This window comes from Nonomuraea rubra (genome assembly GCF_014207985.1).
Taxonomy (GTDB): domain Bacteria; phylum Actinomycetota; class Actinomycetes; order Streptosporangiales; family Streptosporangiaceae; genus Nonomuraea; species Nonomuraea rubra.
The window spans coordinates 12,565,490-12,581,280 of the sequence record NZ_JACHMI010000001.1 but is presented as its reverse complement, the minus strand read 5'-3'; the positions used below and the strand labels follow the sequence as shown (position 1 = coordinate 12,581,280).

The 15,791-nt window shown below is 70.7% G+C and carries 18 protein-coding genes; 6 read left to right on the top strand and 12 right to left on the bottom strand.

Translation table 11 applies throughout. The features are described from left to right. Positions 1–129: 129 nt before the first annotated feature. Positions 130–1,533: a DUF7059 domain-containing protein gene (locus HD593_RS58505; RefSeq protein ID WP_185111413.1), complete on the bottom strand. Its 1,404-nt coding sequence runs from the start codon at positions 1,531–1,533 to the stop codon at positions 130–132. 154 nt (positions 1,534–1,687) lie between these two features. Here HD593_RS58505 and HD593_RS58500 point away from each other — a divergent pair, with 154 nt between their 5' ends. After that, the gene (locus HD593_RS58500) at positions 1,688–1,990 is read left to right on the top strand and encodes a hypothetical protein (protein WP_185111412.1); all 303 of its coding nucleotides are present in this window, start codon (positions 1,688–1,690) and stop codon (positions 1,988–1,990) included. 4 nt (positions 1,991–1,994) lie between these two features. On the opposite strand, the gene HD593_RS58495 is transcribed toward HD593_RS58500, so the two are convergent. From HD593_RS58495 to HD593_RS58485, 3 genes are read right to left on the bottom strand one after another with little or no spacing between them, the layout of a single operon-like run. Continuing rightward, complete coding sequence (locus tag HD593_RS58495) at positions 1,995–2,963, bottom strand: NAD(P)-dependent oxidoreductase (protein WP_185111411.1); 969 nt, start codon at positions 2,961–2,963, stop codon at positions 1,995–1,997. A gap of 54 nt (positions 2,964–3,017) precedes the next feature. Then, complete coding sequence (locus tag HD593_RS58490; protein WP_185111410.1) at positions 3,018–3,614, bottom strand: TetR/AcrR family transcriptional regulator; 597 nt, start codon at positions 3,612–3,614, stop codon at positions 3,018–3,020. Next, positions 3,611–4,126 (bottom strand): GNAT family N-acetyltransferase, encoded by a 516-nt coding sequence (locus HD593_RS58485; RefSeq protein WP_185111409.1) that lies wholly within the window; start codon positions 4,124–4,126, stop codon positions 3,611–3,613. The genes HD593_RS58490 and HD593_RS58485 overlap by 4 nt, the downstream gene beginning before the upstream one ends. 58 nt (positions 4,127–4,184) lie before the next feature. Between HD593_RS58485 and HD593_RS58480 the strand changes: the two genes are divergently transcribed. The 4 genes from HD593_RS58480 to HD593_RS58465 all read left to right on the top strand — a co-directional run bounded on the left by HD593_RS58480 (position 4,185) and on the right by HD593_RS58465 (position 7,600). Then, positions 4,185–4,652, top strand: coding sequence for a winged helix-turn-helix transcriptional regulator (locus tag HD593_RS58480; RefSeq protein ID WP_185111408.1), 468 nt, complete (start codon positions 4,185–4,187; stop codon positions 4,650–4,652). A 38-nt stretch (positions 4,653–4,690) separates the two neighbouring features. Next, complete coding sequence (locus tag HD593_RS58475; RefSeq protein ID WP_185111407.1) at positions 4,691–5,491, top strand: SURF1 family cytochrome oxidase biogenesis protein; 801 nt, start codon at positions 4,691–4,693, stop codon at positions 5,489–5,491. A gap of 10 nt (positions 5,492–5,501) precedes the next feature. Next, positions 5,502–6,245: a tyrosine-protein phosphatase gene (locus tag HD593_RS58470; protein ID WP_185111406.1), complete on the top strand. Its 744-nt coding sequence runs from the start codon at positions 5,502–5,504 to the stop codon at positions 6,243–6,245. A gap of 158 nt (positions 6,246–6,403) precedes the next feature. After that, positions 6,404–7,600 (top strand): amidohydrolase family protein, encoded by a 1,197-nt coding sequence (locus HD593_RS58465; protein WP_185111405.1) that lies wholly within the window; start codon positions 6,404–6,406, stop codon positions 7,598–7,600. Here the strand turns inward: HD593_RS58465 and HD593_RS58460 are convergent. The 4 genes from HD593_RS58460 to HD593_RS58445 form a co-directional block, all read right to left on the bottom strand. Beyond that, positions 7,597–7,944 carry a YkvA family protein gene (locus HD593_RS58460; protein ID WP_246547320.1) on the bottom strand — a complete coding sequence of 116 codons (348 nt, stop codon included), beginning with the start codon at positions 7,942–7,944 and terminating at the stop codon, positions 7,597–7,599. The genes HD593_RS58465 and HD593_RS58460 overlap by 4 nt on opposite strands. Before the next feature lie 65 nt (positions 7,945–8,009). Further along, entirely contained in the window at positions 8,010–9,428 is a 1,419-nt protein-coding gene (locus tag HD593_RS58455) for an amidase (RefSeq protein ID WP_221525469.1), read from the bottom strand. A gap of 5 nt (positions 9,429–9,433) precedes the next feature. Then, positions 9,434–10,375 carry an LLM class F420-dependent oxidoreductase gene (locus HD593_RS58450; protein ID WP_246547318.1) on the bottom strand — a complete coding sequence of 314 codons (942 nt, stop codon included), beginning with the start codon at positions 10,373–10,375 and terminating at the stop codon, positions 9,434–9,436. Positions 10,376–10,444: 69 nt separating this feature from the next. Further along, the gene (locus tag HD593_RS58445; protein WP_185111403.1) at positions 10,445–11,113 is read right to left on the bottom strand and encodes a TetR/AcrR family transcriptional regulator; all 669 of its coding nucleotides are present in this window, start codon (positions 11,111–11,113) and stop codon (positions 10,445–10,447) included. A gap of 174 nt (positions 11,114–11,287) precedes the next feature. On the opposite strand from HD593_RS58445, the gene HD593_RS58440 reads away from it, so the two are divergent. Continuing rightward, positions 11,288–12,172, top strand: coding sequence for a hypothetical protein (locus HD593_RS58440; protein WP_185111402.1), 885 nt, complete (start codon positions 11,288–11,290; stop codon positions 12,170–12,172). Positions 12,173–12,250: 78 nt separating this feature from the next. Here HD593_RS58440 and HD593_RS58435 read toward each other — a convergent pair whose 3' ends face one another. From HD593_RS58435 to recR, 4 genes are all read right to left on the bottom strand, one after another. Next, positions 12,251–13,312, bottom strand: a complete 1,062-nt coding sequence (locus tag HD593_RS58435) for an aspartate-semialdehyde dehydrogenase (RefSeq protein ID WP_185111401.1) — start codon at positions 13,310–13,312, stop codon at positions 12,251–12,253. After that, complete coding sequence (locus HD593_RS58430; protein WP_185111400.1) at positions 13,309–14,583, bottom strand: aspartate kinase; 1,275 nt, start codon at positions 14,581–14,583, stop codon at positions 13,309–13,311. Before HD593_RS58430 ends, HD593_RS58435 begins: the two co-directional genes overlap by 4 nt. A gap of 84 nt (positions 14,584–14,667) precedes the next feature. Further along, a complete protein-coding gene (locus HD593_RS58425) occupies positions 14,668–15,198 on the bottom strand; it encodes a DUF5063 domain-containing protein (protein ID WP_185111399.1) in 531 nt (176 codons plus the stop codon). After that, positions 15,191–15,790 carry a recombination mediator RecR gene (gene recR / locus HD593_RS58420; RefSeq protein ID WP_185111398.1) on the bottom strand — a complete coding sequence of 200 codons (600 nt, stop codon included), beginning with the start codon at positions 15,788–15,790 and terminating at the stop codon, positions 15,191–15,193. Before recR ends, HD593_RS58425 begins: the two co-directional genes overlap by 8 nt. Between the last annotated feature and the right edge of the window lies 1 nt (position 15,791).

Here is a 15,791-nt window from a genome sequence, read left to right as displayed (position 1 = left end):
TGCTCCGCGCAACGGCTAGCCGCCTCACTCCGGACGACCGGCCGGACCTGACACGGCCCTCGAACCCCCCAGGTCCGTGTCCTGGCCCACAGCATCCAACGGTGAGGTTGACGTCGGATCAACACCCGATTAAAGGAGGAAGTAGCCCTCCGCGATCAGCGGCCTGACCGCGTCGGAGTCGGGGATCTCCCCGTCTCCGACCAGCTCGGCGATCACGTTCAGCAGCGGCCCGAGGGCCAGCTCGCCGTCGCACACCCCGGCCAGCGCGGCCTCCACCGTGCCGACCTCCCTGCTGCGCCGCAGCCCCTGCGTCTGGCGCAGGACGATGCGGATCGGGTCCTCGGCGCCCGGCAGGCCGACGCGCTCGTCGAGCAGCCCGTCGGCGGTGCGCAGCAGCGCGGCGTCCAGCCCTCGCGCCCGGTGCGCGGTGGCGATCGCGTCGATCACGGAGTCGACGTAGTCGCCGACCGGCAGCGAGACCTGGTGGGCCAGGTGCTCGACGCGTACGACGGGGTCGAGCGTGCCGGAGTTGCGCATCGTGATCCAGCCGAACCCGATGCCCTCGATCCGCCGCTCGTCGAACCAGGCCAGCCACCGGTCGTAGTGCTCGGTGTACGCGCTCGTGCCCTGCTCGGCCGCGTCCCTGAGCCACAGCTCGACGTACTCGGCCGGGTCCTGCACGTCGCGCTGCACCACCCAGGCGTCGCAGCCGGTCTCGCCCAGCCAGCCGCCCACGCGGTCGTGCCAGTCCTCCCCCTCGACGTGCAGCCAGTTGGCCAGGAAGTGGGCCTGGCCGCCGGGGTTGAGGTGGAGCGGCGCGCGGCGGACGAGGTCGCGGCAGAAGTCGTCGCCCTCGCGGCCCGACTCGCGGTAGGTCAGCTTGCCCGCGCGGGCCGGCGCGATGACGAACGGCGGGTTGCTCACGACCAGGTCGAACAGCTCCCCCTCGACCGGCTCGAACATCGAGCCCGCGCGCGCGTCCACGCCGCTCACCCCGGACAGCTCCCAGCTCAGCCTGGCCAGCTGCAGCGCGCGGGGGTTGAGATCGGTGGCCGTGATCCGCTCGGCCCGCCCTGCCAGGTGCAGCACCTGCACCCCGCACCCGGTGCCCAGGTCGAGCGCGCGTCCCACCGGGCGGCGGGTGACGAGCTGGGCCAGGTTGGCCGAGGCACCGCCCGCCCCCACCACGTGGTCGAGCCGCAGCGCGGGGTCGCCCGGCCGCACCTTCCTGTCGGAGACGAGGAAACCGCCGGTCTCCCAGGGCTGGAGGTGCACGGTGGCGGCGACCTGGTCGCCATCGGCCTCGACCAGCCCGGAGTCGAGCACCTCGGGCCCCACGGACTTGGCCGGGACGGGGACGCCGAGCCACCACAGCCTGATCAGGGTGCCCAGCGCATCGCCGTCGGCGGTGGCGCGCAGAGCCGGTACCAGTTCCTCGCGGGCCAGCGCCGAGGCCGCCATGCTGCCCAGGCGTTCGCGCACGCCGTCGATCGTGTATCCGGTGTCGAGCAGGTGATGGCGCAGTCGTTCCACAGGAGCATCCTTTCACCGCCGGCTCACGAGCATGATCTGATACCGACAGTGCTCATACTGTTACTTAAACACCCAAGCATTCTGCAAGCGGCGGACAAGTGACGCGCGGTATCTCTATGCGTACCGACACGTTCGTCCCCGAGGAGCGGACCCGATGCTGATCCCTTGCTTGGCCTGTGAGTCCCGATTCAGGCCCGACGAATACTTCAGCGCCTGCTCCGACTACAACCGCGGCCTGGACCTGGTCTCGTGGACGTGCCCGCGCTGCGGCAATCGTGATGATCTGCGGGTGCTGCCGGGTGAGCTGGGGTTCGGGTATCCGCATCGGGGCAGGTTCGACGTGCACGACAGGGTGCGGGTGCCCGGGTTGCGCAGGCAGCGTGGCGATCTGCGGCTGGACATCTCGCTCGACCGCGCGAGCTGGCACGTTCCGAGCCGGCTCCGGCAGGTGGCCTGATCCCTCACACCGGCACGTACGCGTGCGCGGGCCGCTCCCCGCGCAGCAGCCGCGCGATGTCCTCCACCAGCGTCTCCGCCAGCTCCTCCCGGCTCTCCCCCGTGGCCTCGCCCAGCCTGGGGGTGAGCACCACGTTCGGCAGCCGGGTCAGGGGATGGGCCCGGTCGAGCCACTCGCCCTCGAAGTGGTCGAGCCCGGCGCCGCCCACCTGTCCCTCGCGCAGCGCGTCGACCAGCGCCCGCAGGTCGTGCAGCGCTCCGCGGGAGGTGTTGAGGTAGATCGACCCCGGCCGCATCGCGCCGAACTCGGGGTAGCCGAAGAACCCCCGCGTCTCCTCGGTCAGCGGCACGTGCAGGGAGACCACGTCGGCCTCGGCGAGCAGCCCGGGCAGCGTGTGCGTGGCCTCGGCCACGAACGGGTCGCAGACGATCACCTTCATGCCCAGGCCCTCGCACCGCCAGCGCAGCGCCCTGCCGACCCGGCCCAGGCCGACGATGCCGAACGTGCGCCCGGTGAGCCTGCGGCCGCGGTGGCGCTGCGCCGGAGGCACCCTGCTCTGGTGGACGGGAGCGTGGTAGACCCGCCCCCTGCGCACCTCGCGGTCGGCACTGACGATGTTCCTGCTCACCGCGAACAGCAGCGCGAGCGTCAGCTCGGCCACCGCCTCCGAGTCGCGCTCGGGGGCGTGCAGGACGGTCACGCCGCGCTCGGCCGCCAGCGCCAGGTCCACGCTCGCCGGCGGCCCCATGCTGGCCACGACGTCCAGGTGCAGGCCGAGCACCGACGTGCGCACCTGGTCGCCGTCGGTGATGAGCACGGTCGCGCCCGTCTCGATGACCAGGTCGGCCAGTTGCTCGTCGGTGAAGCCGAGGCTCGGTCGTGCGGGAACCTCGGTCAGATCGGCGATCTCGCCCAGGCGGGCGAGCGCGCTCTCCGGCAAGGTGGGCAGCACCAGCGCCCGAGGTCGTCTCACATTTGGACAATAACACCACAGACGGTGCTCAGATCATCGCTCCCCGCGCAGGGCTCATTCCGCCCGCTGGCGCAGGCTCTGCCAGGCCGCCTCACCCAGCCCCTTGATCTCTTCCTCCGTCGGGGTGTGCGCTCCCGCGAACCACAGCCGGCACATCTCCTGCGCCGGCCCCAGCCACAACACGTAACACATGGTCGCGTGGACGGGCTGCAGCCGGCCGTTCTTCATGTGCGGCCGCCACCAGTCGGAGACCTGGCGGAAGAACGCGCGCCGCGCCTCCGCCACCTCGGCTCCGCCCGGCTCGTTCTTGCGCGGCGGGCGCTCGCTGATCAGCAGCCTGGCCCGCTCGGGGTGCTCGCCCGCCCACCGCATGTGGAAGGCCACGATGGCCTCGATGCCGTCGCGGGCCTCCTCGTGGCGGACCAGCTCGGCCAGGAAGGCCGCCTGGTAGGCGTCGAGGATCTCGCCGTACAGCACGCCGAAGACGTGCTCCTTGCTGGCGAAGTGGTGGTAGAAGCTGCCGACGCTGACGCCGCTTTCCTCACGGAGGCTGGCCAGGGTGGTGGCGGAGACGCCGTCCTGGCTGAAACGGCGGAGGGCGCCCTCGATGATGCGGGTGCGGCCGTCGCGTCCGTTCTTGACACTCTTCACACTGTCAATGGTGTGGCAACAGAACCTTGTTCCGCAAATAGGCCAGCCTGATCGATCATAGCGGTCACCTCGACCGTCCCGGAAGCCACCTTCATCGTGGCCTCCGGCCAGAGCCGGCGGACGAGCCTGAGCACCCGCCGGTTCTCGCCCAGGACGTCCATGCCGACGGTCCTGGCACCGCGCACGGAGGCCCGCAGGAGCAGCGTGTCCACCAGCCTCGGGCCCAGCCCGCGCCCCTGCCAGTCGTCCGTCACCACCACGGCGATCTCCACGTCGGCGCAGCCGCCCTTGAAGCTCATGGCGTGGCCGACGATCTCGCCGCACTCCGTGGTCGCGACGAGCGCGTCGCGCCGCTCGTCCACGCGGAGCAGCGTCCTGACGAGGCCGGGGGCCGGCTTGGAGACGCCGGTGAAGAACCGGAGCGTCTGCGTGTGCAGCGACAGGCCGGCCAGGAAGCGTCTGATCCGCTCCTCGTCGTCGGGACGGGCCGGGCGGATCTGGGTTCCCTGCATAGACCCAGCCTCCTCCTCGCGGCTGAGTCTGTCAACTGAACTCAGGTATAATGCAAAAATGAACGTTCCCTTCCGGGTGAACAACTGCTCGATCGAGCGCACCCTGGACATCGTCGGGGAGAAGTGGACCTTCCTGGTGCTGCGCGAGGCGTTCAGCGGCGTACGGAGGTTCGCCGACATGCAGGCGATCACCGGCGCCCCCCGCCAGGTGCTCAGCGCCCGCCTGGCCCGGCTGGTCGACGAGGGCCTGCTGCGCAAGGAGCCGTACCGCGAGCCGGGGCAGCGGCAGCGCGACGAGTACCGGCTCACCGAGAAGGGCCGCGACCTGTATCCCCTGCTGGTCGCGCTCATGCACTGGGGCGACAAGCACCTGTCGGGCGACGAGGGCCCGCCGGTGCTCCTCACCCACCGCGACTGCGGCGCCCCCATCGAGCTGCACTTCCGCTGCGCCGACGGCCACGAGGTGAGTGGGCCGCGCGAGGTCACGCCCGTTCCGGGGGAAGGCGCCGACGTCCGGAGCGCCTGAGTGCGGGACCACCTGTGGTGGTGCCTAACCTGGAAGGCGTGTACCGGTTCCTGCTGACGCCCAGATGGCTCGCGCTCCACGTCGTGGTGCTCCTGGTCATCCCCGCCTTCGTCTTCCTCGGGCGCTGGCAGTTCGGGCGGTTCGAGGAACGGTCGGCCAACAGCGAGCGGGTGACCGCCAACATCGAGGCCGCGCCCGTGCCGCTGGAGCGCCTCGCGAGCGCGGGGCAGCAGGTCAAGGAGGGCGACCGGTTCCGGCGCGTCACGGTCGCCGGCACGTACGACGCCGCCCACGAGCTCGTCGTACGCCGCCGCCCCCAGGAGGGCCGCAACGGCTACTACGTGCTGACCCCCCTGGTCACCGGCAGCGGCACGGCCGTGCTCGTCAACCGGGGCTGGGTGCCCGCCGGCGCCACCGCCGACGCCGCGCCCGCCGTGCCCGCGGCGCCCACCGGGCAGGTAACTGTAACGGGGCGGCTACGCCCCGGCGAGACCGAGGAGAACAGCGGGATCACCGACCGCCCCGGGCTGCCCCCCGGCCAGGTGCTCCTCATCGACCCCGGCAAGATCGGGCAGGGCCTGTCCTACCGCCTCGTGGGCGGCTACGTCGAGCTGACCGAGCAGCAGCCCACGCCCGCTTCCGCGCCCGCGCCGGTGCCCGAGCCCGACGTCGGCGCGGGGGGCGGGCTCAACCTGGCGTACGGCGTCCAATGGTGGCTGTTCATCGGCATCGCGCTCGGCGGCTGGGTGCTGCTGATCCGGCGCGAGCTCGCGGAGCGGAAGGCTCAGGGGGCCAAGGAGACCGCTGGGGTCCCGGAGGCGACGACACCCGCCAATTAGTGTGTTGAGGGTGATCCGCCACATTGAGTTCACCAACCTCTGCAACTTCCGCGACGTAGGTGGATATGCCGCGAAGGACGGGCGCTCCGTCCGATGGCGGCGGCTCTACCGGGCCGACTCGCTGGGCTGGCTGACCGGAGCCGACCTGACCGCCTTCCGGGCGCTGCGCGTGCGCAGCGTCATCGACCTGCGCCACCCGTTCGAGGTCGAGAAGGCCGGACGGGTCCCCGAGACCGAGGGACAGCTCTACCAGAACCTGCCCATCGAAGGGCGCCGCTGGGACACCGCCGCCTACAGCGAGGAGCTGGGCGTCGCCCGCTACCTCGCCGACCGCTACCTGGAGGTCACCGAGGACGGCGTCGCGAACCTCAGGACCGCGCTGGAGACCATCGCGCGGGCCGACAACGCGCCCGTGGTCGTGCACTGCGCGGCGGGCAAGGATCGTACGGGGGTGCTCACCGCGCTCGTCCTGTCGCTGGCGGGGGTGAGCGAGGACGACATCGTGGCGGACTACGCGCTCACCGGACTGGCCACCGAGCGCTTCGTCGCCGACTGGACCAGGCGGCATCCCGACGCGCCCCTGTGGCCGGGGTTCGGGCTCGCGCCCGCCGAGGCCATGCGGCTCTTCCTGGCCGACCTCGCGGCCAGGCACGGCTCCGCCGAGGCGTACGTCAGGGAGGTGCTCCAACTATCCTCCGCGGCGGTCTCCGAACTTCGCGGGCATTTGCTGACTGAACAGATATCGCCGGGGTAGTGGGGCATGCGGACCCGTTCCTGCGCGAGGCGGGTCCGCCACTCCCGGGATCGCCAGCCATCCCCCTCCCGGCGGTCCCGGGTCAAATACCCCCTCGGATACCCAACGGATACGTCGCAGCTTGTTCGACGTTATCCCGCCGTCGTACGGTTACCTGCGTGACTACGCCGCTGCTCCCCGACCCTGACCCCAGGCGGCGCGACTATGTGATCATCTCAGCCGACGATCACCTGATCGAGCCTCCCGACCTGTTCGAAGGCCGCCTGCCGGACAAATACGCCGAGGCCGCGCCGAAGGTAGTGGAGACGGAGGCGGGTCACCAGGTCTGGCGCTACAACGGCGCGACCTACCCGTGCGCCGGCATCGACGTGGGCGCGGGGCTGCCGCGCGAGCAGCGCACGCTCGACCCGATCCGCTTCGAGCACATGCGCCCCGGCTGCCACGACATCGAGGCCCGCGTCCAGGACATGGACGTCGCCGGCATCTGGGCCGCGCTCTGCTTCCCCGGCATGCTCGCCGGGCAAGCAGGCATGCCGTTCGCCAGGACCCGCGACCAGGAGCTGGGCCTGGCCCTGGTCAAGGCGTGGAACGACTGGCACATCGACGTCTGGGCGGGCACCTACCCCGAGCGGATCGTCGGCCTGCAGCTCCCGTGGCTGCCCGACCCCGACGTGGCGGCCAAGGAGATCCGCGCCAATGCCGCCAGGGGCTTCAAGGCCGTCGTCTTCCCCGAGTTCCCCACCCGGCTGCGGCTGCCCTCGATCCACACCGGCCACTGGGACCCGTTCTTCGCCGCCTGCGAGGAGACCGGCACCGTGGTCTGCCTGCACACCGGCGACTCCTCCTGGTCGCCCGTGCCGTCGCCCGACACGCCCATCGAGGCCATCACCACGCTGATGCCGACCAGCGCCATGTTCGCCTGCGCCGACTGGCTCTGGTCAGGCGTGCCGCTGCGCTTCCCGTCGCTGCGCATCCTCATCGTCGAGGGCGGCGTGGGCTGGCTGCCGATGCTGGCCGAGCGCGCCGACTACGCCCTCGACCACCCGGTCGCCGGGGAGGCGTCGTGGGAGGGCGGCATCAAGCCGAGCGAGGTGCTGCGCCGCAACTTCTTCTTCGGCACGCTCGACGACCACGCCCTGTCGGGGGTGCGGCTCGCGGTCGGCCTCGACCACGTGCTGCAGGAGAGCGGCTATCCCCACTCCGACTCGACCTGGCCCGACACGCAGAAGTCGGTGGCCCGCAACCTCGGCACGCTGCCCCCGGCCGACATCGCCAGGGTCGCCTACGGCAACGCCGCCCGCCTCTTCGGGCACCCGCTGCCGTCGCGGGCCTGGCTGCGGATGGAGGAGATCTAACCCTCCTCCAGCCTGGCCTGGATCACGTGGCGCTCGTGCTCCACGTACCGGCCGCTCTCGCCGAGCAGCGAGGCCATCAGCCACAGGAACACGCCGAAGTCGTCGGCGACTCCGATCAGCATGAGGAAGTCGGGCACGACGTCGAACGGCGACACGAGGTAGACCACGCCGAGGCCGAGCATGGCCAGCTTGCCCTTGCCCAGGCCGGCGTACCGGCCGCGCATCACCGCGCCGATCATCCGGGGGATCGCCCTGAGCCTGGTCGTCAGTTTGGGCGACCCGGGCCTGGTCACCTCGCGGTAGGTCCGCCATGCCGCCGCCGCCCGTGCTGCCTTCGCCATCATGTCGATCCCCCTACCCCCGGCTTTTCACGACATAACGCGTCGCCGGGGGTAGGAGTTCCCTTACGTCACGGCATGGCCAGGTGCTCGAACGGCCTGACCTGCTCGATCTGTGCCGCCACCCGTACCAGGAGATCCTCCCGGCCGGCCGCGGCCACGAGCTGCACGCCCACGGGAAGGCCGGCCGCGTTCCTGTGCAGCGGCAGCGACACGGCGGGCTGGCCCGTCGCGTTCACCGGCGAGGTGAAGCTCACCGCGTGCGCGGTGCGGCCGAAGGCGAGGCTGAGGTCGTCGGGCGGGATCCAGCCCAGCGGGAACGGCGCCACGCCCAGCGACGGCATCAGCAGCAGGTCGTGACCCTCGTCCCACCAGGCGGCCATGCGGCGGCGGAAACCGTCCATCCACTGCACGGACCTGAGGTGGTCGGCGGCGCTGCGCCCGCGCGCCGCCCGCACCATGGCGGCGTTGCGCGGCTCCAGCTCCTCCAGCTCCACGGGCTTGCCGCGCAGCTCGCCCAGCGCCGCGACGTGCGCGGCCAGGTTGTCGGCCACGATCGCGCCGAAGTGGACGGGGAAATCGGTCTCCGCCAGCGCGTGCGGGCCGCCGGGCGCGACGTCGTGGCCGAGCGACTCCAGCAGCACGGCGGCCCCGGTGACGGCCTCGGTCAGCTCGGGCGTCTCCGGCACGTCGCCCCTGGGATGCGTGGTCAGGAAGCCGATCCGCAACCTGCCGGGATCCCGGCCCGCCTCGTCGGCGAGCCTGCCGGGCAGGGACGGGGCGCCGTACGGGTCGCCGGAGCGCATGCCCTCGACGGCGTCGAGCGCCGCGGCCGTGTCACGCACGCTCCTGGTGACGAACCCCGGGCACGAGAACCCGCTCCACCCCTCGCCCAGCGCCGGCCCCAGGCTCACGCGCCCGCGCGTCGGCTTGAGCCCCACCAGCCCGCACAGGGACGCCGGGATGCGGATCGACCCGCCGCCGTCGCTCGCGGTGGCCAGCGCGACCATCCCGGCCGCCACCGCCGCCGCCGAGCCGCCGCTGGACCCGCCCGCCGAGTACGCCGGGTCGTACGGGTTCCGCGTCGGCCCGAACGCCACCGGCTCCGTGCTGATCGTGCTGCCGAACTCGGGCGTGTTCGTCCGCCCGAGCAGCACGAACCCGGCCTCGCGCAGCCGTACGACGCCGTACCCGTCGGCGGCGTCCACCAGCTCGTCGCGGACGGCGGAGCCCGCGCTGTACGGCTCCCCCGCCTCCCGCCAGCCCAGGTCCTTGAGCAGGATCGGCACCCCGCGGAAGGGCGCGCCGGCCGGGATCGCGTCGAGCTCGGCCAGCGCGCGCTCGAAGCGGCGGTGGATGACGGCGTTCAGCTCCCCGTCGGCGGCCTCGATGCGGGCGATCGCGGCCTCGGCCAGCTCCCTGGCCGACACCAGGCCGTTCCTGACCGCCTCGGCCTGGCCGACGGCGTCCATCCTCAGCACCTCGTGCATGGCTCTCACCTCTCCGGAGCGAGCTCGCGTACCGCCTGGTCTATGGGGACGTCTCCGCCCGGGATGGGGGCGAGGACCGGGGTGTCGAGCCCGTTGGCCATGTACTCCTTGATCCGGGCCCGGCAGGTGGCGGCGTCTCCGTGCACGATCAGCGCGTCCACCACCTCGTCGGGGATGGCCTTCAGCGCGGCCTGCCGGTCGCCGGCCGCCCAGGCCTCGTGCATGGGGCGCAGCACCTCGCCGCGTCCCAGCCAGTCGTGGAAGGCCGCGTACACGGGGACGGTCAGGTAGCTGGCCAGCATCCACCTGGCGGTCTCGCGGACGCGCTCGGTGTCGGTGTCCACGCAGACGAACAGGCGGGCGATCAGCTCGGTGCCCGGGCCGATCTCGGCGCGCACCTTGCGTACGTCGTCAGGCGAGAGCCAGTTCGTGATGGCCCCGTCGGCCTCGGCCGCGGCCAGGCGCAACATCCGGGGGCGCAGCGCCGCCAGCACGATCTTCGGCGGCGTCTTCGGTGCCCGCTCCAGCTTGAAGCCCTTGACCGCGAACGTCTCGTACGCCTCCGAGACCTTCTCCCCCGCCAGCGCCCGCTTCAGGAAGCGGAGCGTGTCGCGGGTGCGCGCGTACGGCTTGTCGAACGTGCCCGCGTTCCACCGCTCGACGATCGCCGGCGAGGAGGCCCCGATGCCCAGCACGAACCGGCCGGGCGCCAGGTCCGCCAGCGTGGCCGCCGACATGGCCAGCAGCCCCGGGCCGCGCGTCGAGACGGGCACGATGGCGCTGCCCAGCCTGGCTTCCGGCGCCCACTGCGAGGCCAGGGCCAGCGGCACGAACCCGTCCACCCCGTTCACCTCGGCCGACCACAGGTCGGTGTAGCCGAGCCCGGGCAGCTCCGCGATGAGGTCCTGTGACCTGGCCAGCGAGCGGTCGTAGAAGGGAATGGTCATGCCCCAGTTCATGCACGGCCTCCAGATCGTCGGGGTACGACGACCCTACCAACCGACCGGTATGTTCCCCTAGGCCCTCAGCTCGTGAACCGCGGCGATGAAGTCCTTCGTGATGCCCCGCAACCCCGGCAGGTGCGAAAGCCCGACGAGCCGGTCCACCAGCGGCACCGTCACCTCGATCAGCCGGTACGTACGGGCGCAGCCGGGCGAGGTGTCGTGCACCCAGAACAGCACCATGCCCATGGACAGCAACCACAGCAGCTCGGGCAGCTCCTCGCGCAGCTCGGCGTTCATGCGATCGCGCGAGCCCTCCACGACCTCCCGGTAGATGGCGATCGACGCCTCGCGGGCCGGCGAGGACTGCTTGCTGAACGGGCTCAGCGGATTGGTCGGCTCGGCCGCGTGCTTGAAGAACTTCACGGCGAACTCGTGGTACGGCTCGGACACGCGCACCCATTCGCGCAGCACCCCGTCCAGCCGGGCCGCGAACGACTGCTCCGTGGCCAGGAACTCCCGGCAGGCCTCCTCGTGCTCGGCCTGGGCGCGGTCGTAATACGCCTGGATCAACGCCTCTTTGCTGTCGAAGTAGTAGTAGGCGTTGCCGACCGACACCCCCGCCTCGGCGGCGATGGCCCGCATCGTGGTCGCGTCGAAGCCGCGCTCCCTGAACAGTCGCAAGGCCGTCTCGACGATGACCTCTCGAGTGCTCTCCGCTCCTCGGTTTCGGGCTTCGGACACGTTCGTCACTTTACGTCGTCGAGCGAGGTTAGGTCATGGAGCCTCACGGTGATCACCGCCACAAGGCAAAGTCGCCCCCGCGGCACGAGTTATCTCCTGCGAAAGGTGGGATTGTCGCTTCAGGCGGAAGGGCTATTTCCGCGAAAAGGCATCGACATGTGGATACGTGGAACAGTGCGGCTGATCATCGTCGCGCTCCTCGGCATTGAGATCACCATAATCGCGCTGGCCTCGGCCGCCTCAGCCGCCACCCACCCCGAAGGGTCACCGGCACGGAGCGGCCTGTACGAGGCCCTGCCCATGCACGGCCCCGGCCCCGCCGCGGCCGAGCTCCTGTACGACCTGGGGCCGCACCCGTGGGAGTACGAGCAGCTCATGCTGCTGGAGATGCGCGAATGGCCGTCGCTCGACACCCAGTGGCCGCTGGCCGCCGCCGACGACGAGGCCCAGGCGATCCGCGAGCAGAGGGCCGACGACGCCGCCGCCGGCACCGGGGCCTCGCCCGGGAAGAGGCGGGCCGGGAAGTCCGCGACTCGGGAAGCGGCCACAAAGGCGCTGAAGAGCCCCGTACGCACCGGGGTGGTCCGGATGCCTCAGGCACGCCCACGCGTCGCTCTCAAGCGCGCTCAGGTCGATCTGGCGCGGGCCCTGCCGAGGAAGGCCGCCATGCGGATGTCCCACGCGACCGCCAACGGGTGGCTGAAGAGCGCGGGGCTGCGTACGAAGTCCACCGGCAACTGCACCAGCAAGCACATGCACCACTGCACGTCGCTGGACCGGATACGGACCGGGACGATCGCCAAGGCGATCAAGCTGAAACAGCGGAGCGGCTGCCCGATCATGGTGACCGGCGGCACCGAGCGGGGCCACGCACCCGGCCACTTCAGCCACGGGAACGGCTACAAGCTCGACATCTCCCACAACGCCTGCATCGACCGGCACATCATGAAAAATCATGACAAGGCCGGGATACGCAGCGACGGGGCCACGATCTACAAATCAAAGTCGGGCACGACGTTCTTCGATGAGAGCGACCACTGGGACATCCTCTTCCGGTGACAGGGCCACGGCGCGCACCCGCGAAAAAGGTGTGACGCCGCACCGCACGCACGACGCCACACCCTTCGGTTCTGCGGATCAGAACTCGGCTGCCACCAGCTCGGCGATCTCCGCCGCGTTGAGCGCCGCTCCCTTGCGCAGGTTGTCACCGCACACGAACAGGTCGAGCGTGTTCGGGAAGTCGATCGCCTGGCGGACGCGGCCCACGTACGTCGGGTCGTTGCCCACCACGTCGAGAGGCGTCGGCCAGATCCCGTTCTCCGGGTCGTCCATGAGGACCACCGTCGGAGCCGCTTCCAGGATGCGGTGCGCGTCGGCGACCGTGATCTCACGCGCGAAGCGCGCGTGCACGGCCAGCGAGTGCGTCGTGACCACCGGCACGCGGACGCAGGTCGCGGAGACCTTCAGGTCCGGGATGCCGAGGATCTTGCGGGACTCGTTGCGGAGCTTGAGCTCCTCCGAGGCCCACCCGTCGGCCTTCCTGGAGCCCGCCCACGGCACCACGTTGAACGCGATGGGCGCGGGGAACGGCGACTCCTCCGGCAGCTTGTTGGCCAGCACCTTGCGCACGTCACCGGCGCTCTGCCCGACCGTACGGTCGCCGGCCAGCGCCTCGATCTCGTCGTACAGCCGCGCGGACCCCGCCACCCCGGCGCCGGACACCGCCTGGTAGGAGGCGACGACCAGCTCGGTGAGCGTGAACTCGGCGTGCAGCGCCCCCATGGCCGCCATCATCGACAGCGTCGTGCAGTTGGGGGTCGAGATGATGCCCCGCGGCCTGTCGCGTGCGTCGAGCGGGTTGACCTCGGGCACGACCAGCGGGACGTCCGGCTCCATGCGGAACGTGCCGGACTTGTCGACGACGATCGCGCCACGGCTCGCCGCGATCGGCACCCACTCGGCGGACACCTCGTCGGGCACGTCGAAGATGGCGATGTCGATGCCGTCGAACACCTCGGGCGCCAGGGCCTGCACCACGACGTCCTCGCCGCGGACCCGCAGCACCTTGCCCGCCGAGCGGGCGGAGGCGACGAGACGGATCTCGCCCCAGATGTCCTCACGCGACGACACGATGTCGCGCATGACGGTGCCGACGGCGCCGGTCGCGCCGATCAGTGCCAGATTGGGCCTCTTGCTCATCGTCCTGAACCTCCGTACACCACGGCTTCGACCTGGTCGGCGTCGAGATCGAAGGCGCGGTGGGCGGCCGCCACGGCCGCGTCGACACCGTCCTGCTCGACGATCACTGAGATGCGGATCTCCGAGGTGGAGATCATCTCGATGTTGACCCCCGCGTCGGCGAGGGCCGCGAAGAACGTCGCCGTGACGCCGGGGTGCGAGCGCATGCCCGCGCCGATCAGCGACACCTTCCCGATCTGGTCGTCGAACAGCAGCGACTCGAAACCGATCCGGGGCTGGATCTTCTTCAGCGACGTCAGCGCCGTCTGGCTGTCGGCCGTGGGCAGCGTGAACGAGATGTCCGTGCGACCCGTGGCGGCGGCCGAGACGTTCTGCACGATCATGTCAATGTTGATCTCGGCGTCGGCCAGCGTTTTGAAGATCGTCGCAGCCTCGCCGACCTTGTCGGGCACCCCGACAACAGTGATCTTGGCCTCGCTCCGGTCGTGCGCGACGCCGGAGATGATCGGCTGCTCCATCTCGGTTCCTTCGGTGTAAGGGTCGGAGACGACCCACGTGCCTTCCTTGGTGCTGAACGAGCTGCGTACGTGGATCGGCAGGTTGAACCGTCGAGCGTATTCGACGCAGCGCAGATGCAGGATCTTCGCCCCGCACGCGGCCATCTCCATCATCTCGTCGTAGGAGATCCTGGGGATCTGCTGCGCCGCGGGCACGATGCGCGGATCGGCGGTGAAGATGCCGTCGACGTCGGTGTAGATCTCGCAGACGTCGGCGTCGAGCGCCGCCGCCAGCGCCACGGCCGTGGTGTCGGAGCCACCCCGGCCGAGCGTGGTGATGTCCTTGGTGTCCTGCGAGACACCCTGGAACCCGGCCACGATCGCGATGTGCCCCTGGTCGATGGCCTCCTGGATGCGGCTGGGCGTCACGTCGATGATGCGCGCCTTGCCGTGCGTGGAGTCGGTGATCACACCTGCCTGCGAGCCGGTGAACGAGCGGGCCTCGTGGCCGAGGTTGGCGATCGCCATCGCCAGCAGGGCCATCGAGATGCGCTCGCCCGACGTCAGCAGCATGTCGAGCTCGCGGCCCGGGGGCAGCGGCGAGACCTGCTCGGCCAGGTCGAGCAGCTCGTCGGTCGTGTCGCCCATCGCGGAGACGATCACGACCACGCTGTTGCCGGCTTTTTTCGTCGCGACGATCCGCTGCGCGACCCGCTTGATGCAGGACGCGTCGGCGACGGACGAACCACCGTACTTTTGCACAACGAGCGCCACGAGAGTCTCCCGGTTAGGACTGTGAGCTGCCAGTCTACTGGGGGCCTCTCATGAGCCGGCTGGTTCGTACCACTATGTGGATGATCAGACTGTGGTGGCCTCCTCGGCCACGTCGAGCCTGGAGTGCGCCGCCAGGGCCTGAAGTGCGCGCATCGCGGCGCCCGCGTGGTTGCCCCAGGTGTTGAAGTAGGAGTACTGCCACCACCACAGGGCCTCGTGCGGACGCCCCGCGTGGTAGTGGCGCAGCCCGTGGATGAGGTCGGCGGCGACCGCGGTCAGGTCGTCGGACAGCCGGTACGGCGTCACGCTGGTGTCCTTGTACGGGTCGAACACCTCGGCGTAGTCGTCCACCGCCTCCAGCCGCTCCGCCAGGGCCGTGCGGACCCCGTCGATGTCGGGGTCCTCGCTCATCGGCGGCTCGTAGTTGCCCGCGAGGATGACGTCGCGGTTGGCGCCGAGCTTGGCGCCCGCCAGGCTCATCTGGGCGACCTCCACGAGCAGGATCGACCAGATGGCGTCGCCGCCCTCGCCGCCCGCCATCCTGGTCAGGCCGTCCACGTAGTTCTGCGCGTGCCCGGAGATCTCTTCCGCCAGCGCGCTCCACTGGTCAGACATCCAGCAGCCTCCGTCCTTCGAACGCGCGGCCCAAGGTGACCTCATCCGCGTACTCGAGATCACCGCCCACAGGCAGACCGCTGGCCAGTCGTGTCACTTTGATGCCCATCGGCTTGACCAGACGGGCGAGGTAGGTAGCCGTCGCCTCGCCCTCGAGATTGGGGTCGGTGGCGAGGATGAGCTCGGTGACGCGGCCGTCGGCCAGCCGCGTCATGAGCTCCCGGATGCGCAGGTCGTCGGGGCCGATGCCGTCGATCGGGCTGATCGCGCCGCCGAGCACGTGATAGGTGCCGCGGAACTCGCGCGTCTTCTCGATCGCCACGACGTCCTTGGACTCCTCGACCACGCAGATGACGTGCGTGTCGCGGCGGGTGTCGCGGCAGATGCGGCACTCTTCCTCGGCGGCCACGTTTCCGCAGACCCGGCAGAAGCGGACCTTCTCCTTGACCTCCAGCAACGCGTGCGCCAGCCGCTTGACGTCGGCTGGATCGGCCGCCAGCAGGTGGAACGCGATCCGCTGCGCGCTCTTGGGACCGACGCCGGGCAGCTGCCCCAGCTCGTCGATCAGGTTCTGGACGACCCCCTCGTACATG